The 21,165-nt window shown below is 65.1% G+C and carries 23 protein-coding genes; 11 read left to right on the top strand and 12 right to left on the bottom strand.

What is annotated here, in order from left to right:
- Positions 1–190 precede the first annotated feature (190 nt).
- The gene (locus ACK6C6_RS16640) at positions 191–460 is read left to right on the top strand and encodes a hypothetical protein (RefSeq protein WP_209588121.1); all 270 of its coding nucleotides are present in this window, start codon (positions 191–193) and stop codon (positions 458–460) included.
- Positions 461–480: 20 nt separating this feature from the next.
- Here the strand turns inward: ACK6C6_RS16640 and ACK6C6_RS16635 are convergent, their stop codons facing one another.
- The 4 genes from ACK6C6_RS16635 to ACK6C6_RS16620 form a co-directional block, all read right to left on the bottom strand.
- On the bottom strand, positions 481–1,449 hold the full coding sequence (locus ACK6C6_RS16635; RefSeq protein ID WP_409268307.1) for an IS1595 family transposase: 969 nt from the start codon (positions 1,447–1,449) through the stop codon (positions 481–483).
- Positions 1,450–1,596: 147 nt separating this feature from the next.
- Complete coding sequence (locus ACK6C6_RS16630; protein ID WP_409268241.1) at positions 1,597–2,541, bottom strand: glycine-rich domain-containing protein; 945 nt, start codon at positions 2,539–2,541, stop codon at positions 1,597–1,599.
- Positions 2,542–2,855: 314 nt separating this feature from the next.
- Entirely contained in the window at positions 2,856–4,685 is a 1,830-nt protein-coding gene (locus ACK6C6_RS16625) for a CHASE domain-containing protein (protein WP_409268240.1), read from the bottom strand.
- Positions 4,686–4,971: 286 nt separating this feature from the next.
- Positions 4,972–6,729, bottom strand: a complete 1,758-nt coding sequence (locus tag ACK6C6_RS16620) for a glutamine--tRNA ligase/YqeY domain fusion protein (RefSeq protein WP_409268238.1) — start codon at positions 6,727–6,729, stop codon at positions 4,972–4,974.
- Between the two features lie 148 nt (positions 6,730–6,877).
- Here ACK6C6_RS16620 and ACK6C6_RS16615 point away from each other — a divergent pair, with 148 nt between their 5' ends.
- The 6 genes from ACK6C6_RS16615 to ACK6C6_RS16590 all read left to right on the top strand — a co-directional run bounded on the left by ACK6C6_RS16615 (position 6,878) and on the right by ACK6C6_RS16590 (position 10,816).
- Positions 6,878–7,009 carry a hypothetical protein gene (locus ACK6C6_RS16615; protein WP_267872346.1) on the top strand — a complete coding sequence of 44 codons (132 nt, stop codon included), beginning with the start codon at positions 6,878–6,880 and terminating at the stop codon, positions 7,007–7,009.
- Between the two features lie 96 nt (positions 7,010–7,105).
- A complete protein-coding gene (locus tag ACK6C6_RS16610) occupies positions 7,106–7,396 on the top strand; it encodes a DnaJ domain-containing protein (protein ID WP_027866825.1) in 291 nt (96 codons plus the stop codon).
- A gap of 16 nt (positions 7,397–7,412) precedes the next feature.
- The gene (locus ACK6C6_RS16605; RefSeq protein WP_409268236.1) at positions 7,413–7,922 is read left to right on the top strand and encodes a hypothetical protein; all 510 of its coding nucleotides are present in this window, start codon (positions 7,413–7,415) and stop codon (positions 7,920–7,922) included.
- Positions 7,919–8,701, top strand: coding sequence for a hypothetical protein (locus tag ACK6C6_RS16600; RefSeq protein WP_209588124.1), 783 nt, complete (start codon positions 7,919–7,921; stop codon positions 8,699–8,701). The genes ACK6C6_RS16605 and ACK6C6_RS16600 overlap by 4 nt, the downstream gene beginning before the upstream one ends.
- 17 nt (positions 8,702–8,718) lie before the next feature.
- Positions 8,719–9,591, top strand: a complete 873-nt coding sequence (locus ACK6C6_RS16595) for a hypothetical protein (RefSeq protein WP_409268233.1) — start codon at positions 8,719–8,721, stop codon at positions 9,589–9,591.
- Positions 9,592–9,601: 10 nt separating this feature from the next.
- On the top strand, positions 9,602–10,816 hold the full coding sequence (locus ACK6C6_RS16590; RefSeq protein ID WP_409268232.1) for an MFS transporter: 1,215 nt from the start codon (positions 9,602–9,604) through the stop codon (positions 10,814–10,816).
- Positions 10,817–10,828: 12 nt separating this feature from the next.
- Here the strand turns inward: ACK6C6_RS16590 and ACK6C6_RS16585 are convergent, their stop codons facing one another.
- Positions 10,829–11,320 carry a hypothetical protein gene (locus ACK6C6_RS16585; protein ID WP_409268231.1) on the bottom strand — a complete coding sequence of 164 codons (492 nt, stop codon included), beginning with the start codon at positions 11,318–11,320 and terminating at the stop codon, positions 10,829–10,831.
- A 168-nt stretch (positions 11,321–11,488) separates the two neighbouring features.
- Between ACK6C6_RS16585 and ACK6C6_RS16580 the strand changes: the two genes are divergently transcribed.
- Positions 11,489–11,812 carry a hypothetical protein gene (locus ACK6C6_RS16580; protein ID WP_209588127.1) on the top strand — a complete coding sequence of 108 codons (324 nt, stop codon included), beginning with the start codon at positions 11,489–11,491 and terminating at the stop codon, positions 11,810–11,812.
- On the opposite strand, the gene ACK6C6_RS16575 is transcribed toward ACK6C6_RS16580, so the two are convergent.
- From ACK6C6_RS16575 to ACK6C6_RS16550, 6 genes are read right to left on the bottom strand one after another with little or no spacing between them, the layout of a single operon-like run.
- A complete protein-coding gene (locus tag ACK6C6_RS16575) occupies positions 11,809–13,062 on the bottom strand; it encodes a CaiB/BaiF CoA-transferase family protein (RefSeq protein ID WP_209588128.1) in 1,254 nt (417 codons plus the stop codon). The two genes, ACK6C6_RS16580 and ACK6C6_RS16575, sit on opposite strands and share 4 nt — an antisense overlap.
- 36 nt (positions 13,063–13,098) lie before the next feature.
- On the bottom strand, positions 13,099–13,458 hold the full coding sequence (speD, locus tag ACK6C6_RS16570; RefSeq protein WP_409268229.1) for an adenosylmethionine decarboxylase: 360 nt from the start codon (positions 13,456–13,458) through the stop codon (positions 13,099–13,101).
- On the bottom strand, positions 13,455–13,619 hold the full coding sequence (locus tag ACK6C6_RS16565; RefSeq protein WP_156923803.1) for a hypothetical protein: 165 nt from the start codon (positions 13,617–13,619) through the stop codon (positions 13,455–13,457). The genes speD and ACK6C6_RS16565 overlap by 4 nt, the downstream gene beginning before the upstream one ends.
- A gap of 10 nt (positions 13,620–13,629) precedes the next feature.
- Positions 13,630–15,084 carry a DUF4178 domain-containing protein gene (locus ACK6C6_RS16560; RefSeq protein WP_409268228.1) on the bottom strand — a complete coding sequence of 485 codons (1,455 nt, stop codon included), beginning with the start codon at positions 15,082–15,084 and terminating at the stop codon, positions 13,630–13,632.
- Positions 15,084–16,124, bottom strand: coding sequence for an SPFH domain-containing protein (locus tag ACK6C6_RS16555; protein ID WP_209588131.1), 1,041 nt, complete (start codon positions 16,122–16,124; stop codon positions 15,084–15,086). The genes ACK6C6_RS16560 and ACK6C6_RS16555 overlap by 1 nt, the downstream gene beginning before the upstream one ends.
- Positions 16,125–16,165: 41 nt before the next feature.
- Complete coding sequence (locus ACK6C6_RS16550; protein ID WP_209588132.1) at positions 16,166–16,552, bottom strand: DUF350 domain-containing protein; 387 nt, start codon at positions 16,550–16,552, stop codon at positions 16,166–16,168.
- Between the two features lie 59 nt (positions 16,553–16,611).
- Here ACK6C6_RS16550 and ACK6C6_RS16545 point away from each other — a divergent pair, with 59 nt between their 5' ends.
- The gene (locus ACK6C6_RS16545) at positions 16,612–18,123 is read left to right on the top strand and encodes a polyamine aminopropyltransferase (protein ID WP_409268226.1); all 1,512 of its coding nucleotides are present in this window, start codon (positions 16,612–16,614) and stop codon (positions 18,121–18,123) included.
- Positions 18,123–19,733 (top strand): NAD(P)-binding protein, encoded by a 1,611-nt coding sequence (locus ACK6C6_RS16540; RefSeq protein WP_409268225.1) that lies wholly within the window; start codon positions 18,123–18,125, stop codon positions 19,731–19,733. The genes ACK6C6_RS16545 and ACK6C6_RS16540 overlap by 1 nt, the downstream gene beginning before the upstream one ends.
- On the opposite strand, the gene ACK6C6_RS16535 is transcribed toward ACK6C6_RS16540, so the two are convergent.
- Positions 19,730–20,380: a hypothetical protein gene (locus ACK6C6_RS16535; RefSeq protein ID WP_409268224.1), complete on the bottom strand. Its 651-nt coding sequence runs from the start codon at positions 20,378–20,380 to the stop codon at positions 19,730–19,732. The genes ACK6C6_RS16540 and ACK6C6_RS16535 overlap by 4 nt on opposite strands.
- 182 nt (positions 20,381–20,562) lie before the next feature.
- On the opposite strand from ACK6C6_RS16535, the gene ACK6C6_RS16530 reads away from it, so the two are divergent.
- The gene (locus ACK6C6_RS16530; protein WP_027866810.1) at positions 20,563–21,156 is read left to right on the top strand and encodes a hypothetical protein; all 594 of its coding nucleotides are present in this window, start codon (positions 20,563–20,565) and stop codon (positions 21,154–21,156) included.
- The last annotated feature ends 9 nt before the right edge of the window (positions 21,157–21,165 follow it).

Raw genomic sequence — 21,165 nt, 5'->3', positions numbered from 1 at the left:
CGATGCGTCCGGCCTTGCCGGAGGCATGCGCACGCGTCGGGCAGCAGCTTGTGCAAATGGCTTTCCTAATGTGTATCATTTCGTCCCACGCGAAAAATGCCATACAAACGATGCAATATCGGACCTGTGTGCAAAGAATTCGCGATAGATCACGCAAAGTGACAAATATTTAACAATCCTGAAAGAAACCATGCCAATCAGACGCCTTCCGCCCGGCGCGGAATACGACCCCAACCGGCTCCTCGACGCCATCATTGCCAGGCTCCGCCTGAAGAACGACGCCGCCCTGTCGCGCGTGCTCGAAGTAGCGCCGCCGGTGATCAGCAAGATCCGCCACAACACGCTGCCGATCGGCGCCACGCTGCTGCTGCGCATGCATGAAGAGAGCGAGTTCAGCATCCGCGAATTGCGCGAGTTGATGACCCGCCCGCAGGGAGCGGGGCCAGCGCTGGCAGCCTGAATGAAAAGACGCTGTCCTCCTTAGCTATGGATGACTCCGATCGAGAGGCGCAGCAATTGCTCCACCGTCGTGATCCGTTCGCCATCGAGCGCCCGGCGCCAGCCTAGGTAGTTTGGCAAGTAGCGCGAAGCGACCCCGCGGAAGCGGCTCAACCATTGCCGGAAGCGCTGGTGGTAGGCATTCACATTCTGCACATGGATGGCTCCGGCAACGCCGCGGCGTACCCGCACGCCTGCACGTAGGTTCACCGCTTGGTGTGCAATGCCATGCTTGCGGGCGAAACTGCGGTAGGCCCCATGGCCGTCACTGACCAGCAGCACCTGCCGGTCAAGCCGGGGCAGCAGGTGCTGCTCCAGCTGCGCCGCCGACAAGGCACCACGCCCGACCACGGCATCGATGGTCTGGCCACTGCGGTCGCGCGCTACCAGAATGCAGTCGAGCTCGCGTGAGATGCCGCGCTTGCCGGCGCGGCCGCCGCGCCGACGCGCCGGTCGATCCAGCTTGCGCGCGCCCTTCTGCGATTCCAGCATGAACATTTCGTCAGCTTCGGCAATGCCGCCCAGGCGCCTCGGCTGGGCATACCTGGGTCGCTCCAGGAAGCGGTGGCGCCAGCGGAAGGCGGTGTTGCGGTGTACGCCGACCTCGCTGGCAGCTGCGCGCACCGACTTCGAGTCGAGCACGGTGCCCAGGTAATCGAGCCATTTTTCACGCAGCCGCAGCCGCGCCAGCGGCGTTCCGCTCAGGTCGTTATAGGTACGGCCGCAGGCACGGCAGCGATAGCGCTGCAGGCCGTTTGCTTGTCCATGCCGGTAGTAAGCTTCGCCGGCGCAACTGGGGCAGCGACGTATCGCTCCGCCGATCTGGCCGATGAGGGCGCTCACCTGGTCCAGCCCGGCAGCGGGATGCAGGGCGGCCAGCGTCTGCAGGCGCTGGGGCAGGTTCAGTGCAGCGAGTTTGGCAAACCACTTCTTGAAATAAGGCGCGCGCATGGTCGTTCCCGTCTGTGGTGACAGGCGTTCGACCAGGAAGCAGCTCAGCAGTTCCGCGCTCATCCATAGTTAAGGTTGACAGCGCCAATGAAAAAACGGCCGGCGGGACGCAAGCGTCGTCCGGCCGGCCGTTCGAGGGAAGGAGAATCAGGCGGCGTGCGCCAGCTCCTTGCCCGGTGCGGCGCAGCGTTCCGTGCTCCCAGCCTGCATCAGCGAAGGCTTTCCCGGTGCGGAGCAATAGGCGTACGCGGCGTTGGCGGCTTCGTACGGCTTGCCCGGTGCGGAGCAGTATGCGAATGCGGTGCTGGCGGTGTTGTGCGGCTTGCCCGGTGCTGAGCAGTAAGCGTGGGCGGCGTTGGCGATTTCGCGCGGCTTGCCCGGTGCTGAGCAGTAAGCGTGGGCGGCGTTGGCGGCTTCACGCGGCTTGCCCGGCGCCGAGCAGTATGCGTGCGCGGCGTTGGCGATATTGCGCGGCTTGCCGGGTGCTGAGCAATATGCGTACGCGGCATTCGCGGCTTCGCGCGGCTTGCCCGGTGCGGAGCAGTAAGCGTACGCGGCGTTGGCGGCTTCGCGCGGCTTGCCTGGCGCGGAACAGTATGCGTACGCGGCGTCGGCGGTGTCGTGCGGCTTGCCCGGCGCGGAGCAGTAAGCGTATTCGGCATTCGCGGCTTCGCGCGGCTTGCCCGGCGCCGAGCAGTATGCGTACGCGGCCTTGGCGGCCTCGATCGGCTTGCCCGGCGCGGAGCAGTATGCGTAGGCAGCGTAGGCGGCAGGCCCGGTGCCGAATTCCGCTTCGTAGATTGCGCGCATGCGCTCGCCACCAGCCGCATGGTCGCCATCGTTGGCGCTGGCGCTGATGCCAACGTAGGGATAGTGGTGCAGGAAGTAGCCGAACACGGCTTCGCAATCCTGGGCGTACTTCATCGTATCGAGGATGTGGTAGTGCCAGAAAATGTCGACGTCGACGGTCGGCGATGCCTCCGCGTCCGGGTACTTCTTCATCAGGAACAGGAAGCGGCGGTATTCCGTTTCCACTGCATCGGCCCGCAGGGCGGACCAGCCTTCGCCGGATTCCACATGCATCAGTTTCATTTTGATCGGGGCAAGATCAAGTGCTTCAAATGCTGCGAATTCGTTGGTCGACATAGTTATCACCTTTTGTTGTAGATCTGTTTGTGTAGATCTGTTTGTTAAGGCATTCTTTTTTTATCCCTAGTGTTGAAGCGGTACGTCAGAGAATCCTCCTCAAAGAACGTGACGCGGTTAATCGGAAGTCAGGAACTGCGTCTTGACCGGTGGCAGTGATAACAATTGTCCTGCGACCGGTCAGGCTTAATGTTGAGTTCTGTCAACCGAGTAACTGCTGTGCTGAAACGAGACAACATGGGCGCACATCCGCTCCATCTTCAGGCGATGGCCGGCAGCGCGGCATCGCTGTCGTGAGTTGGGACAGCGGGTGGTTCGGATGAATGCCCGCCTACGGGAATGGTGACGACGATGGTGGTGCCGGTGTCCGGGCCGCTGCTGATCGAGAAGCTGCCGCCCAGGATGTTGACACGCTCTTCGATGCCCACCAGCCCGAAGGATCCGTTGCGGTTGCGGCTGCCCGGCTGCATGCCGATGCCGTTGTCGCGAATCGTCATGGTCAGCATGTCGGCGTGCTGGTGCAGGTCGATGCGCACCTTGGTCGCGCGTGCGTGCCGCGCCACGTTGTTGAGCGACTCCTGCAGGATGCGGAAGAAGGCCGTGGCGCAACCGTCGTCGAGGTGGTGCTCGGTTTCGTCCTCGACCAGTTCGCATTCGATGCCGGTGCGGCGCGAGAAGTCCGCCACCTGCCAGTCCACCGCTGCGTTCAGGCCGAGGTCGAGCACGTTCGGCCGCAGGTCGTTGATGATCTGGCGTACGCTGCGGATGGTCAGGTCGATCTGGCGTACGGTCGCGCTGGCGCGTTCGTACAGGCGGCCATGGCGGTCGCGCGTGCGGTTGGCGAGGATCTCGGCCTCGATCTTCAAGGCCAGCAGGTTCTGCGCGAGCTCGTCGTGGATCTCGCGCGCGATGCGCTTGCGCTCGCCTTCCTTGATCTGCTCCGCGTGCGCGGCCAGCTGGCGCAGCTTCTCGTTGGTGGCCTGCAGCTTGGCCTGGCTGGCGCGCAGCTCGCGCGTCATGTCCTCGGCCATGCGCAGGGCGCTGCGGCGCGACGAAGCCATGGTCTGGAACAGCGCGTAGAGCAGGGCGGTGCTGAGCGTGCCTGCCAGCGCGGCCAACCAGGGATAGAACAGGTCGAAGCGCGTGTACAGCGCCGATTTGGCGATGCTGAAATCGGCGCGCCACTGGCGCTCGTTGTATTCGATCGGCAGGCTGGCGTGCAGTACGCTGTCCTCGTCCTTCGGGAGCGACGACGACCCCTTGGCCGCCACATTACTGTCGTACAGCACCGCGCTGAGCCGGTGCTCGCCCGGTTCCAGCGGCACGTCGTTGAGGTCGGTGAGCACCAGGCGCACCCCCTCTGCCGGGAAGCCTTCGAGTGCGCCGTTGACCATCTTGTTGACGCCAAAGCCGATGCCGACGGAACCGATGTAGGCGGCGCGGCGCTGGGCGACATTGCTGATCGGCATACCGCTGCGGTACACCGGCAAGCGCATCGCCAGGATGTTCTGGGTGGGGCCGGAGCCGGGCAGGATGTTGACGCGCAGGCCGGAGGCGGCGATCGTGTTGTTGTCGCGCGATTCGGCCGCGGTGCGGCGGATATAGCTGCGCGCTTCCAGGTCGACGCCGAGCTTCTTGAGCGATTCCGGAATGGCGGGTTCCATGTAGACGAGGACCGTGTAACTGTCGCGTCCCGGCACGGCTCGCAGCTTCGTGGCAGGCTCGGGCATGCCGTACTGGCGGAGGCGCCGGAGAACGTCGGCCTCTACCGCCGGCAGCTCGTCCGCGCCGACGGTGCGCGCATAATTCATCGCTTCGATGCCCGGGAAATTGCGCGGCGTGTCGAGCTGCTCGACATAGTGGCGGAAATCGTCGGCGCTGGCATTCGGGTTGGCGTGGAACAGTCCGGCCATGCCGCGCAGGACGTCCGTATAACTTTTTACGCGGGCGACGATCGCATGCTGGGCGGTGCGCGCCATGCCGCGAAAGCGCGTCTGGGCGTCGCTTTCGATCGCCTTGGCGGTAGCCAGGTAGAGGGCAGCGCCGACCGCCACGGACAGCAAGGCCCCGGTCAGCATCGCCGTCGGCATGACGACATGATGGTTGGAGGAGCTGCGGGGAGGCATGATCCGTAATCTCGCTTGCTAGGTGAATGCGTCGCGATAATGCGACATACATGCCTACACTAAGCATCTTTACGGAACGAGGAACCTATCAGGATGAATAGGTATCGTGGATGTGCAACGATGTGGACGGAATGTAAACGTTTTCGGTCAAGAACAAGAAATTCGGGGGAGCAATGCCACGAGCATTGCTCCCCCTCAAATACCTGCAAAACGCAGAAATGGTTGCCTTAACAGTAAGGCGTAAGAGGAATTACTTCCCCCAGCTGTCCTTCAGCGTCGTCACGCGGTTGAACACCGGCTTGCCCGGCTGCGAATCCACACGGTCCGCCACAAAATAGCCGTGGCGCTCGAACTGGAAGCGCTGGTCGGCCACCGCGTCCTTCATGCCCGGTTCCAGGTAGGCGGTCACGGTCTCGAGCGCGTTAGGGTTGAGCGCGGCCTTGAAGTCCTTGCCGCCGGCGTCCGGCTGCGGCTCCGTGAACAGGCGGTCGTACAGGCGCACTTCGGCCTCCAGCGCGGTGGCCGCGCTGACCCAGGTGATATTGCCCTTGACCTTGTAGTTGTCCGCGCCCGGCGTGCCCGACTTCGAGTCCTCGAAGTACTTCACGTGCACCGCCGTGACCTTGCCGTTCTCGTCCTTGTCGAAGCCGGTGCACTCGACCACGAAGCCGTACTTCAGGCGCACGCGCGAACCCGGCTGCTCGCCCACCGGCGGGGTGAAGCGGTGATAGCCCTTGGTCGGGGTTTCCATGAAATCTTCCTGCTCGATCCACAGCTCGCGCGTGAACGGGAAGCTGCGCACGCCCATCTCCGGGTGGTGCGGGTGGACCGGCGACGAGCACTCGACCGACTCGCCTTCCGGGAAGTTGTCGACGATGAGCTTCAACGGACGCAGCACGGCGATGGCGCGCGGCGCCTTCGGATCGAGGTCGTCGCGCAGCGCGCCTTCCAGCGTGCTCATGTCGATCCAGCCGTCGGCCTTGGAGACGCCGATGCGCTCGCAGAACAGCTGGATCGATTCCGGCGTGTAGCCGCGGCGGCGCAGGCCGACGATGGTCGGCATGCGCGGGTCGTCCCAGCCGGTCACCACACCTTCATCCACCAGCTGACGCAGCTTGCGTTTGGACGTGACCACATAGGTCAGGTTCAGGCGCGCCATCTCGTACTGGCGCGGCACCGGGCGCGGGAAGAAGCCGCCGTCGGCCAGGGTGTCCACCAGCCAGTCGTACATCGGGCGGTGGTCCTGGAACTCGAGCGTGCAGATCGAATGGGTGATGTTTTCCAGCGCGTCCGAAATCGGGTGCGTGTAGTCGTACATCGGGTAGATGCACCAGGCGTCGCCGGTACGGTGGTGGTGCGCATGGCGGATGCGGTACAGCGCCGGGTCGCGGTTGGTCATATTCGGCGAGGACATCGCGTCTTCCGACATCTTGGCGCGCAGGATGTGCTCGCCGTCCTTGTACTTGCCGGCCTTCATGTCGCGGAACAGCTGCAGCGATTCTTCCACCGGACGGTTGCGGAAGGGCGAGTTGGTGCCCGGCGTGCTGAAGTTGCCGCGGTTCTTCGCCATCTCTTCGGGACTCTGGCTGTCCACGTAGGCCTTGCCTTCGCGGATCAGGTATTCCGCCATCTCGTACAGCTTGTCGAAATAGTCGCTGGCGTAATGCAGGTATTCGCCGTCGCCCTGTTCCCAGGTAAAGCCGAGCCACTTCACGGAATCCATGATGGTGTCGACGTATTCCTGGTCTTCCTTCTCCGGATTGGTGTCGTCGAAGCGCAGGTGGCAGCGGCCGTTGTAGTCGCGCGCCAGGCCGAAGTTCAGGCAGATCGACTTGGCATGGCCCACGTGCAGGTAGCCGTTCGGCTCCGGCGGGAAACGGGTAATCACGGGCGGCATGCCCTCACGCTTGTGCGTGCCTGCTGCCAGATCGTTTTCGATAATGGCGCGCAGGAAATTGGACGAGGGGGGATTGCCCGCCGCCGTCGGGGTATTCTTTTCGTTGCTCATGAAAAAGAGATGGATAGGTTATTCCGGACATTTTACCGTAAGGCAGGGGCTACCCTCCTAGTATGTGCAGTATGTGGTGAAGCGCACGGTACGCACTGTCAGGCAAATACATACTTGGGGTAACTCCGTCCATTCGCAAGGTTCCACCATGAAAACCCTCGCCACCCATCCGGAACTGGTCCGCGCCTGGTTGCTGGCCCTGGCCGGCATGCCGCTGCCGCCGCTGCAAGGAGCGCCGCGCCCGCAGCCGGCGCCGCCGGTCCCGCCCCACCGCCACTGACACCCGTTCTCGCCAACTTGTCGTTTTCTATAGGATAATCTCGTCCTTGCCGTTTTGCGGCTGCAGCTGTGCGGCTTTGCCTTAAGAGAGTTCCAATTGGAAAATTTATACGCGATCCTCGGTGTCGCCCCGAATGCCGGCGACGACGAGATCAAGAAGGTCTATCGCTCGCTGGCCATGCGCTACCACCCGGACCGCAACCAGGCGCCGGGCGCCGAAGCGCGCTTCAAGGCCGTTACCAAGGCCTATGAGATCCTGTCGGATCCGGTCAAGCGTGCCGAATACAACCAGAGCGTCAACCACCGCATCGTGCTCGATGCCGAGGCCGAAGCCTTCGAGCTGTGGCGCTCGCTGTTCGCGCTGAACGGCGTGAACCTACAGCAATGAATCAACAGGACACACAATGAAAAACGTACATCCCGAATTCTCGTTCCAGTCGCGCGAACTGGACGGACAGATCGAGGGCACGCTGGGCGACCCGCCCAACAAGAAGAATTACGACATGATGGTCGGCGCCCTGGTCTCGGAATACGCGAGCGGATCGGGCCTGGACGACGTCAACCTGATGGCCTTCGCGCTCGTTGATTGCATCAGGTTCAAGGATCCGCGCGGCCTGCTGCGCGAGGCCGCCGACTACGAGGGCGACGACCCGGCGCGCGTGTTCGCGATGGCCGAGTGCGAAGGTGAACAGGGCCGCGCCATGTACGAAGCGATGACGGCCAATTATCCGGAGCTGGCGCGCCAGGCCATCATCACGGCCTTCCTCTACAAGAACCAGGGCCGCTGGGAAGACGAGGACCGCGACTTCGCCCGCCTTGGAGAAGGCGACGAAGGCGACGACGAGGACATGGACGACACGGCTGCCACCGACGACTTCACCCAGCTGTTCGATGCGGACGGAGAGCGCGAATGAGCGACGAAAACAAAGCCAACCTGCCGGCGCTGACCAGGCAGGTCAGCGAACTGGTCCTGGCCGGCTCGCTCGAGCACGCCGAAGAGGCGTTCTCGCAGGCGGCCGACGAGCACGGCGACTATGCCGTGGTCGAAGTGCTGTCGACCCTGCCGCCCCAGGTCACCGCGCTGCACCTGTCCGGCTTCGACGGCGCCAAGACCTCGCTGGCCACCATGCTGGTGCCGCCCAAGGCCTGGGCCGAGAGCCTGGCCTACATCGCCGCGACCTGGCCGGACAACCTGATCGAGGACGATCCGGAGCGCATCGCCGAGAACCTGTTCAACCACGTGCACGGCATCGTCTACGCGAACGACGACGAAGACCGCCGCCACGAGCTGCTGCAGGAAGCGTCCGCCACCGACCATGGCGCCACCGTGTTCGCCATCCTGTGGTCGCTGGCCCCGAAGGAAATCCTCGAGCTGGCCGGCGAAATCCTGTCGAAGGGCCGCTACGTCACCGCCCAGACCAGCGGCGACAGCGACATCGCGCCGCTGGCGGTCGACCTGGCCAAGGCCAGCGAGGACGGCTGGGAGCGTTCGCTGCTCGAGCTGTTCCCGGAATTCCGCCACAGCGCCGAGATGGCCGACGTCGAGCTGCCGGACGACCCGGACGAGGAATCGCCCTTCATGCAGCGCACTACGCGTGAACTGCTGTACCGCCTGCGCAAGCAGGTGCCGTCGGTGCGCAGCATGCCGCGCCGCGGTACCCGCCGCAGCATGGGCACGGATATCTTCTCGTGAGCGGAGCGCCAGGAACGATGCTGCCTGCAATCGTCATCGAGAAGCTGCCGCGCCTGGTGCGCGCGATCAAGTTGCTGCCCACCGAGGCCACGCCGGACGAGGCCGCCTTGCTGGCGGAGGAACTGTCCGGCATCACCGCCATGGTGGCCGAGAAGTTCACCAACGACCGCACCGCCGAAGGCATCCAGCGCGCGCTGCTGCTCACCGTGGGCGGGGTTTCGCTCGGCCTCGAGCACCTGGTCGACAGCGACGACGATCTCGACGCGCTCGACATCCTGATCGAGGAGGGCGCCGAATTGGTGTTCCAGCAGGGCTTCCGCCTCGTCAAGGACTTGTCCGCGCTGCCCGAGGACAGCCTGGTCGGCGAGTACGACGTCGACCCGATCTATTCCCAGCGCCGCCTGAAGGAGCTGTTCGTCGACCTCTGCACGGCCGACCCCGGCGAGAGCTGGACCGGCTACGAGCGCTACATCGGCCAGCTGAAGCAGCGCCAGGGCGTGCAGGCGATCGTGCGCGCGGCCCAGTGGATCCGCCGCCACCATTACGAAGGCCCGATCAACGACCCGGACCTGAACGCCGAAGGCGTGATCGCGCTGGCGATCATCTTCGCGGTCGAGGGTGGCGGGCGCATCACGGCGCGCACCGGGCAGAAGGAGTTCGAGCGCCTGGTGAAGTCGGTGCGCAAGAACGATCCTGACTTCGAAGCCGGCTGGGCCGCGCTGATGGCGCAGGTCCCGGCGCAGCACCAGCCCATCATCGCCGAGCGCATCGCCACCTACCGCGAGCACTGCACGGTGCTGCAGCACATCAAGACCAAGGCAACGATGAAGCAGCTCTTCACGGAGCTGGAAAACTACGCCGGGTCCGAACTCGATCCGGACCTGCCGTAACGGACTCGCTGTGGCAGAAGCGCGCAGTCCGATCGCGGCGGGAAGTCCCGCTTTCCGCCGCATCAACCGCGCGATGGCCTTCGGCGGCTTCTCCGTCTTCGCGCTGCTCTACTGCGTACAGCCGCTGATGCCGCTGCTGGCGCAGGACTTCTCCCTCACGCCCGCCCAATCGAGCCTGGCCTTGTCGGTCTCCACCGCCACGCTGGCGGTGGCGCTGCTGCTGTCGGGCAGCGTGGCCGAGCGCATCGGGCGCAAGCAGCTGATGGTGGCCTCGATGGTCGGCGGCGCGCTGCTCACCATCCTTTCGGCCTTCGCGCTGGACTACACCCAGTTGGTCGGCGTGCGCATGCTGCTCGGCCTCGTGCTGGGCGGCCTGCCGGCGGTGGCGATGGCCTACCTCAGCGACGAGATCGAAGGGAGCTCGCTCGGCCTGTCGATGGGCATGTACATCAGCGGCAGCGCCTTCGGGGGCATGAGCGGGCGGGTGCTGTCCTCGGTCATCAGCGATTTCGTCTCCTGGCGCATCGCGGTCGGGATGCTGGGCGCGGCCGGACTGTACGCGGCCTGGGAGTTCTCGCGCAGCCTGCCGCCCTCGCGCCATGGCGAAGCGAAGCGGGCGAGGGGACCGGGCTTTCTCGACGGCCTGCGCACCCACCTGGCGGACGAGGGCCTGCCCTGGCTGTTCGTGCTGCCCTTCCTGCTGATGGGCTGTTTTGTCAGCCTGTACAACTACATCAGCTACCGATTGCTTGCGCCACCGTTCGGCCTGAGCCAGAGCGCGGTGGGCGCGGTGTCGCTGCTCTACCTGCTTGGCATGTTCAGCTCGATGTGGGCCGGCAAGCTGGCCGACCGGCTCGGACGGCGCAACGTACTGTGGCTGTTCATGGGGGTGATGATCGCGGGCCTCCTGGTGACGCTGCACGATTCGGTCCTCGCCATCGTGCTCGGCACCGGGCTGGCCACCTTCGGCTTCTTCGCCTCGCATTCGGTGGCCAGCAGCTGGGTCGGGCGGCGCGCCCGGCCGCCACAGGCGCTGGCCTCGGGCATCTACCTGTTCTGCTACTACGTGGGCTCGAGCGTGGTCGGCTGGTTCACCGGCTACGTGTGGGAACACTGGGGCTGGCCAGGCGTGGTGGCCGCGCTCGGGGCGCTGCTCGGGGTGGCGATGCTGATCGCGCTGCGGCTGCGGCGGCTGGCGCCGGTGGCTGCCGTCGGTTCGCCGTGATACGGGGCAGGCCTACGCGTAGCCGTGATAGTCGAAACGGCTGAGACGTTTTTCCAGCGGATCGTATTCGGCATCGAAATAGCACTTGCCGCCATCGCTCACGTTGAAGAAGGTCTCCGACAGCTGCCATGGGGGCGTGTCGTGGACATTGCAGGCGCCGGCCAGCCGGACAACACGCCTGCCGTCCCTGGCCTCGCCGCGAAACTGGATGGCGTAGGTCGCGATGCGGGCCTTGTTCCCAAACAGCTCGTTGGCGCTTAACCTGGCGTCGACCATTGCCCGTATTTCCTGCACCGTTTCCAGCGGCACCTGCCAAGCGCCGGCGCGCACCTCATACCAGTTCGGTAGCGGGCTGATAGGCGGAGCGTACGCCGCCGCGCCCGAAGGCTTGCTGGCGGCCCAGCTTGGCGGGGCGATTCGGATGTCCTGGGCATCAGGCGTGGCTTGTGCCGGACCGGCAAGCAGGAGGGCTGCGAACAGCAGTTGATGCGATGGACTGAGCATGATCCGTCAAGGAGGTGGCGAGGATTGCATGACTCTACCGTATTTCGCCTGGCGGCAGCCGCCCCGGGCTTGACGCGCGCACGGCAGAAACGCGTGCTTGATATCCCTGCTGGGAGGACTAAAGTGATTGATCCGAGCGGTTCACCGCCTTACTTTCAGGAGGTCATCATGTTGCAAGCTGCCGAAATTCAACAACGCTTCAGCCAGATCCAGCAGACGATCAACCAGGCCGAAGAAGTCACCCGGAACGACCAGGGGGCGCCCAGCGAAATCCGCGACTGCATCCAGAAGATCGCCCACGAAATGCCGGAAGCCCAGCGTGTCATGCAATCGAACGACCAGATGCGGATGGTGCAATGCATCGACCGCCTGGAAGAGATGGGCGACGAAGCCAAGCGCATGTGCCGCAGCGCCCAGCCTTCGCCCCAGGTCGCCTCGGTGGTGACGCGGGTGCATGACGTCCTGTCGGACCTCAAGCACCAATTACATTAAACCACCCCTTTGCCGCGCAAGGCGGCAATCTCCGCCTCGCCGAGGCCCAGCATGTCGTGGAGCACTTCGATGGTGTGCTGGCCCAGCAGGGGCGGGGCCTTGTCGCTGGTCGCGGGCGTGGCCGACATCCGGATCGGATTCCTCACCAGTTTCACTTTGCCCGCGGTCGGATGCGGCAGCTCGATCGCGACTTCGCGCGCCTGCACCTGCTCGTTGGCGAACACCTCGCCAATGTCGTTGATCGGCCCGCAAGGCACGCCGACCGCTTCCAGCAGGGCGATCCATTCGTCGCGGCGCTTTTCCTTGACCATCCCGGCCAGGATCGGCACCAGCAGGTCGCGGTTTTGCACGCGCAGCGGATTGGTGGCGAAGCGCGGGTCGCTCCCCAGCTCGGGGCGGCCGCCCGCTTCGACGAACTTCTGGTACTGCCCGTCGTTGCCGGTGGCGACGATGATGTGGCCATCCAGGCAGGCGAAGGTCTGGTAGGGCACGATGTTGGCGTGCGCATTGCCCCAGCGCTTGGGTGGCTTGCCGCTGTTGAGGTAGTTGCTGCCCATGTTGGCCAGCATCGCCACCTGGGTGTCGAGCAGGGCCATGTCGATGTGCTGGCCGCAGCCAGTACGGTCGCGGTGGGTCAGGGCAGCCAGCACGGCCACCGTCGCGTACATGCCAGTCATCAGGTCGGTCAGGGCCACGCCCGCCTTCTGCGGGCCGCCGCCCGGCAGGTCGTCGCGTTCGCCGGTGACCGACATCAGGCCGCCCATGCCCTGGATCAGGAAATCGTAGCCGGCCCGATGGGCGTAGGGGCCGTCCTGGCCGAAACCGGTGATCGAGCAGTAGACCAGGTCGGGCTTGATCGCTTTGAGGGTATCGTAGTCGAGGCCGTAGCGCTTGAGGTGGCCGACCTTGAAGTTCTCCAGCACCACGTCGCAATGCTTCACCAGCGCGTGCAGCAAGGCCTGGCCTTCGCTGCTGGCGATGTCCACCGTCACCGAGCGCTTGCCGCGGTTGGCCGCCAGGTAATAGGCCGCTTCGCTGGTGTCGTGCCCTTGCGCATCCTTGGCGTAGGGCGGGCCCCAGGCGCGGGTATCGTCGCCGTTGCCGGGACGTTCGATCTTGATCACGTCGGCGCCGAGGTCGGCCAGGTTTTGCGAGCACCACGGGCCGGCGAGCACGCGCGACAGGTCGAGCACGCGGATGTGGCCGAGCGCCTTCGGCAGCGCGCTAGAAGGAGAAGCAGCTTGCGTCATTCTGTTCCTGCTGGGTTGTTCTTGCCAAGTCCCGGATTATAGCTGTCCGCGCGCGATGGTCTGGACCGAGCGCGTGTTCGGCCTGAAGGCCGCGTCGATGACCGCGAGCGCGCGCTGCGGCTGCGATTCTCCGCACATGAAGATGTCGGCCGCGGCAAAGCCATGCTCTGGCCAGGTGTGGATCGAGATGTGCGACTCGGCCAGCAGCAGCACGCCGGTCACGCCCATGCCCGGTCCGAAGGCGTGGAAGTGGCTGTGCAGGATGCGCGCGCCAGCGGCCAGCGCGGCTTCGCGCAGCAGGGCGTCGATCGCGTCCGCATCCGTCAAGAGAATTGCATCGATGCCGGCCAGGTCGGCCAGCAGATGGATGCCGGCAGGGCGGTGCGGCGTGCTCACTTGTGGCCGCCGCCGGAATAGCTGCCGCTGCCGCTGCCATAGCTGTGGCTGCGCCAGCTGTTGCCGCCGCCCGTGCGGCTGCTCGATGCCATGCTGACCCAGCACACGATGGTGGTGACCAGGGTGACGACGATGGCGTAAAGGAGGAAGTTGCGGTTCATGCGATGGAGGTCAGGATTTCTTCTTCTCGGGTGCCAGCATCATCGGCAGGAACAGTGCCACGAGGCCGGCCGCGAGCAGGAAGATGGTCGCGGTGAAATTGAAGACGAGCGGGATGACATTCAGGCCCAGGATCCAGAGCAGGGCGCGCCAGGCGATGTCCGAATTCGTCAGGCTCTTGCCGGCTGCCGCTTTCGCCGCCGGCTTCGCCAGGCCGAACCAGGTTCGCACCTGATCCTCCGCCACTGGCGAGGAGCGGGACCAGGTCAGCTCATCCGGCGTGTGCTCGGCCGCCAGCCCGTTCTGGCCGTGTTCGTACTCGGCGACCTGCACGCTGTCGCCCGCCTTGACGCGCCAGTTGAAGGCGCCCGCGGCATACAGCACCCGCGCCTGGTAGACCCAGGTGCGCTTGTACTCCACGCTGTCGAGCTGCACGGCGGGCATGGCCGGCAGCGCGGGCGCCGGCCAGTCGTCCAGTACCTGCGAGCGGAACCAGCCTTCGCTGCTCTCCACCAGCCAGAAGAAGGGGCCCTGGGTCGAGTACAGCAGGTATTCGTCCCAGGTTTCGCCTTCGTCGTCCTGGCGCCGCATCGCGCCCAGCACGTGGTAGGTCTGGGCGCCGATCTTCGCGACGGAACCGAGCGAGAGGGTGAACTGGACGCGCTCGTGCTCCTCGCCCTTGAGCAGCACCTCGACCTTGGGCGAGGACGCATCCATGCGGGTCGAGCAGGCCGGGCAGACGCAGTTGGCCGCCAGGCCGGGCAGATAGCGGATCGAGGTGCCGCAGGAGCGGCACTGCAGCACGTCGACCTTGCCGCGGTACTTGCCGGCGCTGGCCTTGATCTGCTCGTCGTCGCGCAGCAGCTGGCACTTCATCTCCTCCAGCGTCGCCGCCGTACCGGCGTACAGCAGGGGCGGCGTGCCATCCGAGTAGTCGAGCGTGGCGAAGCTCGGGCCGCGCCGGAAGTCGGCCACGCGCGCTTCCCAGCCTTGCCCGACACGGAAGGGCAGCTCGCCCTGGCCGCCGGTGCAGCTGGCCACGCGCTTGTCGGAAGCCACGTAAGGGCCGAAGCCGACGTCATACTGCTGCGTGACCCGGACAGCCTCGAACGCGGGCCAGCCGGTTCCGAGCTCGCGCTTCGTGGTCATCACGTACTGGCCGGAGGCGTCCCCCAACCAGCCGTCAAGGCCGTCGTCGAACAGCACATACCACTCGTTCCACATGCCGGCGTCATAGCGCAGCTGGATGCGGCCCACGACCGTGAAGCCGCGCCCGCCGTGCACGCCGGCCGTGCCGATCTGGATGCGCGAATAGTCTTCCAGCACCTCGGACATCTTGCCGAGGTCGCGCACCGCATCGAGCTCCTTCACGACGGTCGCGCGGCAGTACTCGCACACCGCCAGGACCGAGGCGTGCGAGCGATAGCTGACCGGTGCGCCGCAGGAAGGGCAGGAAACGGTCTGCATCAGCCGATCAGCTTTTTGAGCAGCTCGGCCTTGGTGCTGTCATAGTCGCCTTGCGAAATCAGTCCCTTGTCCAGCAGGCCTTTGAGCTTGGCGAGGCGGTCTTCGATCGATTCGCTCGCGGCCGGCACCGCGGCCGGCTGCGGCTGCGTGGCGACGCCCGGGGCGAACGCCCCCTGCATGCCCTGGGCCATGGCCTGGCCGATGGCGATGCCCGCACCGGCGCCGGCGCCGATGCCGGCGACGCCGCCCTCGTTCTGGGCCGCCAGCGGGATGCTGCTGGCTACCTGGAACTGGGTAAAACCGCCCATCTTGTCGGCGCCCAGACTGGCCTTCATGCCGGCCGAGATGCGCTCGTCGAGCGCCGCCTGCAGTTCTTCCGGCAGGCTGACGCTGGCGACGTTGAATTCGTCCAGCCCGATGCCGTAGCGGCCAAATGCCGTGGCCAGGTCGCCGCGGATCTGCTGCGCCATCAGGGTCTGGTTGGCGGCCATGTCGAGGAAGGCGATCTTGGAGGCGCCCAGCGAGTTGGCCATGGTGGCCAGCATCAGGCCGCGCAGCTGGTCTTCGACTTCCTCGCGGGTGTAGACGGCGCGGGTGCCGCTGATCTCGGTGAAGAACAGGCGCGGGTCGGCGATGCGGTAAGAGTACATGCCGAAGGCGCGCACGCGGATCATGTCGAAATCCTTGTCGCGGATCGTCACCGGCTGCGGCGTGCCCCACTTGCGGCCGGTCTGCACCCGCGTGGAGAAGAAGTACACATCCGACTTGAAAGGCGAGGCGAACAGCTTGTCCCAGTTCTTCAGGTTGGTCAGCACCGGCAGGGTGGACGTGGTGAGGCGGTGCGTGCCCGGGCCGAACACGTCGGCCACGCGGCCCTCGTCCACGAACACGGCGACCTGCGACTCGCGCACGACCAGGGTGGCGCCGTTCTGGATTTCGTAATCCTCCATCGGATGGCGCCAGGCCAGCACGCCTTCGCCTTCCTCGTTCCATTGCAGGACGTCGAGAAACTGCTTCTTGATGAATGAGCCGAGAGACATGGTGGTTCCTCTTTATGCGCGTTGAATGAAGCCTGGTGAAATCACGAGATGCTGCCGGCGTTGACCAGGCCGATCGACAGCGAGATCGATCCCAGCAGGATGCCGAAACCGACGTTGTTGTGCTCGATCTGGTCCTTCGACATGCGCAGTAGGCGCGTGGCGATGACGAAGACCAGCACCTGGATGAGCATGGCCAGCGCGGCCCAGCCGCAGAATTCGTAGTAGTTATCGGTGTGCATCAGCGCCGAGGCGATCGTCACCGAAAAGCCGAGCAGGGTGCCGCCCAGCGAAACCGCGGCGGCGCAGTTCCCCTGGCGGATGAGCAGTACTTCGTCGTAGGGCGTGACCCGCGTGTACACCACAAAAAATGCCAGAACCAGCGCGATTGCCGTCGCAAGATGCAGCACATAGTTTAGGATGGCGGGCACAAGCTTCTCCAAAGAAAGTAGTCAAGATTGCAGCAGCGATCTTAGAACAAATTTGTTTCATGACCAAAAAAATTCTGATCCTGTCGGTATTTGTTGTCGCTTCCTGCGGACTTGCTTACGAACTGATTGCTGGTGCATTGTCCAGCTACCTGCTGGGCGACTCGGTCCTGCAGTTTTCCACCATCATCGGTTGCTACCTGTTCGCCATGGGTGTCGGCGCCCACTTCTCGAAGTATGTGCGCGACGAAGACGTGCTGTCCCGCTTCATCGACATCGAACTGGCCGTCGGCCTGATCGGCGGGGTCTCGGCGGCGGTGCTGTTCATGACCTTCACCTGGATGGGCGCGCCCTTCCGCACGGTGCTCTACGTGACCGTGTTCCTGATCGGCGCCATGGTCGGCATGGAAGTGCCGCTGGTGATGCGCGCCCTGAACGAGCGCCGCACCGAGTTCGCCGAGATCGTCAGCCGCGTGCTCACCTTCGATTACCTGGGCGCCCTCGCCGTGTCGCTGCTGTTCCCGCTGGTGCTGGCGCCGCACCTCGGGCTGGTGCGCACCGGCTTCCTGTTCGGGATGCTCAACGTGGGCGTCGCGATGTGGACCCTGTACGTGTTTCGCGCCGAGCTCGCGCACCTGCGCGGCAAGGCGATCCGCGCCAGCGCGGTGCTGTTCACCCTGGTGCTGGGCTTCGGCTTTTCGGACCGGATGGTGGAGTGGGGCGAGCATGGCCTGTTCGGCGACGACGTCGTGTACTCGACCACCACGCCCTACCAGCGCCTGGTGATCACGCGCTTCAAGGACGACCTGCGCCTCTACATCAACGGCAACCTGCAGTTCTCCTCGCGCGACGAATACCGCTACCACGAAGCGCTGGTGCATCCGGCGATGCAGTCGCTGCCCTGGGCGAAACGGGTGCTGGTGCTGGGCGGCGGCGACGGCCTGGCGCTGCGCGAAGTGCTGCGCTATCCGCAGGTGGAAGAAGTCACGCTGGTCGACCTCGACCCGGCCATGACGCAGGCCTTCGCAACCCGGCCGGAGCTGGTGAAGCTCAACGCCGGCGCGCTCAAGGACAAGCGCGTCAAGATCATCAATGCGGACGCCGGCATCTGGCTGCAGAAGGAAGCCGGCATGTACGACGTGGCCATCGTCGACTTCCCCGATCCGTCCAGCTTCGCGCTCGGCAAGCTGTACTCGGTGCCCTTCTACGGCATGCTGCGCAAGCACGTCGCGGCCAACGGCCTGATCGCGGTGCAGTCCACTTCGCCCTTCTTCGCGCCGAACGCCTACTGGACCATCGAGGCGACGCTGCGCGAAGTCGGGCTGAAGACCTGGCCCTACCACTTGTATGTCCCCTCGTTCGGCGAGTGGGGCTTCATCATGGCCTCGCCCCAGGGCCGCTTCGTGCCGCCGACCTCGTACCGCCTGCCGATGCGTTATCTGACCGGCGAGACCACCCGCGCCATGTTCGACTGGCCGCCCGACATGCCGCGCCGCCAGATGGTGCCGAACCGGCTCGATACCCAGTCGCTGGTGCGCGAGTTCGAGCAAGACTGGAACCAGGTGATCCGCTGATGGACCGCCGTTCCTTCCTGCTGACGGCGGCGGGCGCCGGCGCGGCCGGGCTGGCCACCAGCGCCGGCTTCCTGCGCTGGCAGGAGATCACGCCCGCCGTGCACACGCCGGGCAGGGCGGAAGGGCACTTCCTGCGCGATCGCGGGCAGTTGCCGCCCCCGAGCGAAACGATCGAGACCGACGTCATGATCCTTGGTTCCGGCATCGCCGGCCTGAGCGCCGCATGGAAACTCGGGAAGCTGGGTCATGACGATTTCCTGCTGCTCGACGGTCCCGAAGCCTTCGGCAACGCCGCCGGCAGCCGCTACGGCGACCTGGCCTGCCCGACAGGCGCGCACTACCTGCCGCTGCCCGGCCCGGAATCGACCCACGTGCGCGAGATGCTGGCGGACCTCGGCATCCTGCTGCGTGACGCGGACCAGGATAAGCCCTATTACGACGAGCGCTTCATCCTGCACGGGCCGGAGGAACGCCTGCTGCGCGACGGCGTTTGGCACGAGGGTCTGGTGCCCACGGACGCCTCGGATGCGGCCGAGCACAAGGCCTTCTTCGATGAGATGGCGCGCTTGCGCCACGTACGCGGCAAGGATGGGCGGCGCGCATTCGTGTTCCCGCTGGCCTTGTCCTCGAACGATCCGGCGTTTGCGGCACTGGACCGCGTCAGCTTCGCGCAGTGGCTGGGCGGGCAGGGCTATCGTTCGGCCACGCTGCGCTGGTACCTCGACTACTGCTGCCGCGACGACTACGGCGCGGGCATCGAGCGTGTGTCCGCCTGGGCCGGCATCCATTATTTCGCCGGACGCTGGGGGCAGGCGGCAAATGCGGAGGAGAACGCGCTGTTGACCTGGTCGGGAGGGCTGGCGCCGCTGGCCGAAGCGCTCGCAGCCAAGGCGGGGCCGCGCCGGCGCGCGGGGACGGCGGCGCACGTGGCCGAAGTGGACGGCAAGGTCGAAGCGCTGTGCTTTACGCTGGAGCGGGGCAAACCGCGTTCTTTCCTGGTGCGGGCACGCCGCGCGATTCTAGCCATGCCGCTGTTCGTTGCCAGCCGCGTGGTCGAGGGCATCGAGCGCTATGGCTTCGATCCGCGCCGGCACCTGCCGGACTACGCGCCCTGGATGGTGTCGAACTTCCTGATGCGCGACTTCCCGCGCGAGCTGCCCGATGCGCAGCTGGCCTGGGACAACGTGGTCTACGGGGGCAGGGGACTCGGCTACGTCGTTTCGACCCACCAGGACATCCGTTCGCGCCCGCCCGAGAAGACCGTGTTTACGGCCTATACGGCCTTATCAAACCGCACGCCGCTGGAGGCGCGGCGCTGGCTGCAGTCGGCCAGCCCGGACGCGTTGCTGGAACTGGCCGCAAGCGACCTGAAGGAAGCCTATGGCTGGGCCTTTGCCCCTTGCGTCGAGCGTGTGGACATCACGCTGCGCGCGCATGCGATGGCGGTGCCGCAGCCTGGCTTTCGCGGCAACGCCGGCCTGACGGCGCTGCGCGAGGCGGATGGCCCGCTGCTGTTTGCCCATGCCGACCTGTCCGGGCTGTCGGTGTTCGAAGAGGCCGCGTGGTGGGGATGCCTGGCGGCAGGCAGGGCGGCGCGCGTGCCCGCCTAGGCCGGCATGCGACGGCGCCACCCCGCAATGAGGAGGACGGCCAGTCCCAGCGGCAGCACCTGAACGGCGCGCGCTTCCGGCACCGGACTGATCGACAATGAAAAGCTGTCCACCGTGCCGTACCACTGGGCGATGCGTTCGCCGCCCATGAGCATGTTGATGACCAGGCTGGCCCGGTCGGGATCGGTCACCGTGAAGGCCTGGGGAACGAAATCCAGGGATCCAGGAAACGAGCCTCTTGGCGTGCTCAGCGAGATGCCTCCTTCCGCCCCATAGTTGTCGCGGGTGAGCAGGAAGCGGAAATCGTGCGAGAACGTGTCGCCGGTATTGAGAATGGAACTGCCGGGAGACATTCTTCCCGAGGTCTGGCCCATGCCGGGATCCCAGGCGTCCGACCAGACTTCGGTCCGCCCGTTGTAGCTCAGGGTGAAGGTCGCAGGACCGTATTCGCTGAACACGATGTCCCCGGACTGGCGCCCGACCGACGCCGGCCGCAGCTCGGAAGCGAAGTCCAGCGAGTAGGCGTATCCCGGGGAGCCGGGAAGATACAGCGTCCCGGTCGCGCGGCTGTTGACGACCAGGATGTCGGCCGCGCCGGCCAGCAGGGGAAAGGCGACGAGCAACATGCAGACGAAACGGGCGAACATGATGCACCTCCAGGCGGTGAGCCGGTCCAGTATAGCGAGGCTGTGTTCACGCGCGCTGCGCTTGTCTGGCGTGCGCAACTCAGCAGATTATTGCGCAGTTGCAACTTTTTCAATAGACTGCGTATGGAACAGCTGCCGCACGGGGACGGCACTGATGCGACACAAAAAGGAATGAGCGAGGCATGAAGCTGGCAGTCATCGAAGGGAAATGGTTTAGAAAGCAGAACACGTCCGTCAGGGGCATGTTCGATTTGCTGAGTGATATTTATTGTGACTCGCCACATCACTATCACTATGAGATGTTCAATGACGGCCGGGCGTTCAGGGAGATTCTCGTCCGCCTGAGCGCCGCCGACGGAATCCATAATATCTATGTCGCCGGCCACGGGGCCGAGAACGCCATCTACGGTTCGAATGGCGATTCGATCTCCAAGACCATCATCAAGAACACGATCAGCGAGGCGGCCGGCAACGCGGGAAGGCTGGATTCCCTCTATTTCGGCAGCTGCCTGTTCGGGAACGTCGACGTGTTGAGCGAGCTTCTCGAAGCGGGCACGAGGATCAAATGGATTGCCGGATATGAGAAGAGTATCGACTTTATCGATTCCTCTTCATTCGACTGGCTGTTCTGGAACCGGTATGTCCGTACCGAAGGGACTGCGCTCGAACGGATCTACAAAACCGTCGACAGGCTGCAAAAGGATGCGCCGGGCCTGATCCAGCGGCTCGGCTTCAGGGTCTGTGCCTGGGATGCGCGCCTTGTCGAGTTGATTTAGGCCGGCCGT

It is taken from the genome of Massilia sp. BHUDP2, assembly GCF_046236355.1.
GTDB classification, from domain to species: Bacteria; Pseudomonadota; Gammaproteobacteria; order Burkholderiales; family Burkholderiaceae_D; genus Telluria; species Telluria varians.
The sequence above is the reverse complement of the archived record's forward strand: the minus strand, read 5'-3'. Positions and strand labels throughout refer to the sequence as shown.

What these genes read in the sequence shown, in the direction of transcription:
- ACK6C6_RS16625 (WP_409268240.1), bottom strand. Translation starts at nt 4,685, where the DNA reads ATGCCGACGGCGATGCTGACCGGGGCCTTGCTGTCCGTGGCGGTCGGC.
- ACK6C6_RS16605 (WP_409268236.1), top strand. Translation starts at nt 7,413, where the DNA reads ATGAAAAACGTACATCCCGAATTCTCGTTCCAGTCGCGCGAACTGGAC.
- ACK6C6_RS16540 (WP_409268225.1), top strand. Translation starts at nt 18,123, where the DNA reads ATGGACCGCCGTTCCTTCCTGCTGACGGCGGCGGGCGCCGGCGCGGCC.
- ACK6C6_RS16640 (WP_209588121.1), top strand. Translation starts at nt 191, where the DNA reads ATGCCAATCAGACGCCTTCCGCCCGGCGCGGAATACGACCCCAACCGG.
- ACK6C6_RS16535 (WP_409268224.1), bottom strand. Translation starts at nt 20,380, where the DNA reads ATGTTCGCCCGTTTCGTCTGCATGTTGCTCGTCGCCTTTCCCCTGCTG.
- ACK6C6_RS16615 (WP_267872346.1), top strand. Translation starts at nt 6,878, where the DNA reads ATGAAAACCCTCGCCACCCATCCGGAACTGGTCCGCGCCTGGTTGCTG.
- ACK6C6_RS16600 (WP_209588124.1), top strand. Translation starts at nt 7,919, where the DNA reads ATGAGCGACGAAAACAAAGCCAACCTGCCGGCGCTGACCAGGCAGGTC.
- ACK6C6_RS16580 (WP_209588127.1), top strand. Translation starts at nt 11,489, where the DNA reads ATGTTGCAAGCTGCCGAAATTCAACAACGCTTCAGCCAGATCCAGCAG.
- ACK6C6_RS16635 (WP_409268307.1), bottom strand. Translation starts at nt 1,449, where the DNA reads ATGCGCGCGCCTTATTTCAAGAAGTGGTTTGCCAAACTCGCTGCACTG.
- ACK6C6_RS16630 (WP_409268241.1), bottom strand. Translation starts at nt 2,541, where the DNA reads ATGAAACTGATGCATGTGGAATCCGGCGAAGGCTGGTCCGCCCTGCGG.
- ACK6C6_RS16595 (WP_409268233.1), top strand. Translation starts at nt 8,719, where the DNA reads ATGCTGCCTGCAATCGTCATCGAGAAGCTGCCGCGCCTGGTGCGCGCG.
- ACK6C6_RS16585 (WP_409268231.1), bottom strand. Translation starts at nt 11,320, where the DNA reads ATGCTCAGTCCATCGCATCAACTGCTGTTCGCAGCCCTCCTGCTTGCC.
- ACK6C6_RS16575 (WP_209588128.1), bottom strand. Translation starts at nt 13,062, where the DNA reads ATGACGCAAGCTGCTTCTCCTTCTAGCGCGCTGCCGAAGGCGCTCGGC.
- ACK6C6_RS16620 (WP_409268238.1), bottom strand. Translation starts at nt 6,729, where the DNA reads ATGAGCAACGAAAAGAATACCCCGACGGCGGCGGGCAATCCCCCCTCG.
- ACK6C6_RS16545 (WP_409268226.1), top strand. Translation starts at nt 16,612, where the DNA reads ATGACCAAAAAAATTCTGATCCTGTCGGTATTTGTTGTCGCTTCCTGC.
- ACK6C6_RS16555 (WP_209588131.1), bottom strand. Translation starts at nt 16,124, where the DNA reads ATGTCTCTCGGCTCATTCATCAAGAAGCAGTTTCTCGACGTCCTGCAA.
- ACK6C6_RS16530 (WP_027866810.1), top strand. Translation starts at nt 20,563, where the DNA reads ATGAAGCTGGCAGTCATCGAAGGGAAATGGTTTAGAAAGCAGAACACG.
- ACK6C6_RS16565 (WP_156923803.1), bottom strand. Translation starts at nt 13,619, where the DNA reads ATGAACCGCAACTTCCTCCTTTACGCCATCGTCGTCACCCTGGTCACC.
- ACK6C6_RS16560 (WP_409268228.1), bottom strand. Translation starts at nt 15,084, where the DNA reads ATGCAGACCGTTTCCTGCCCTTCCTGCGGCGCACCGGTCAGCTATCGC.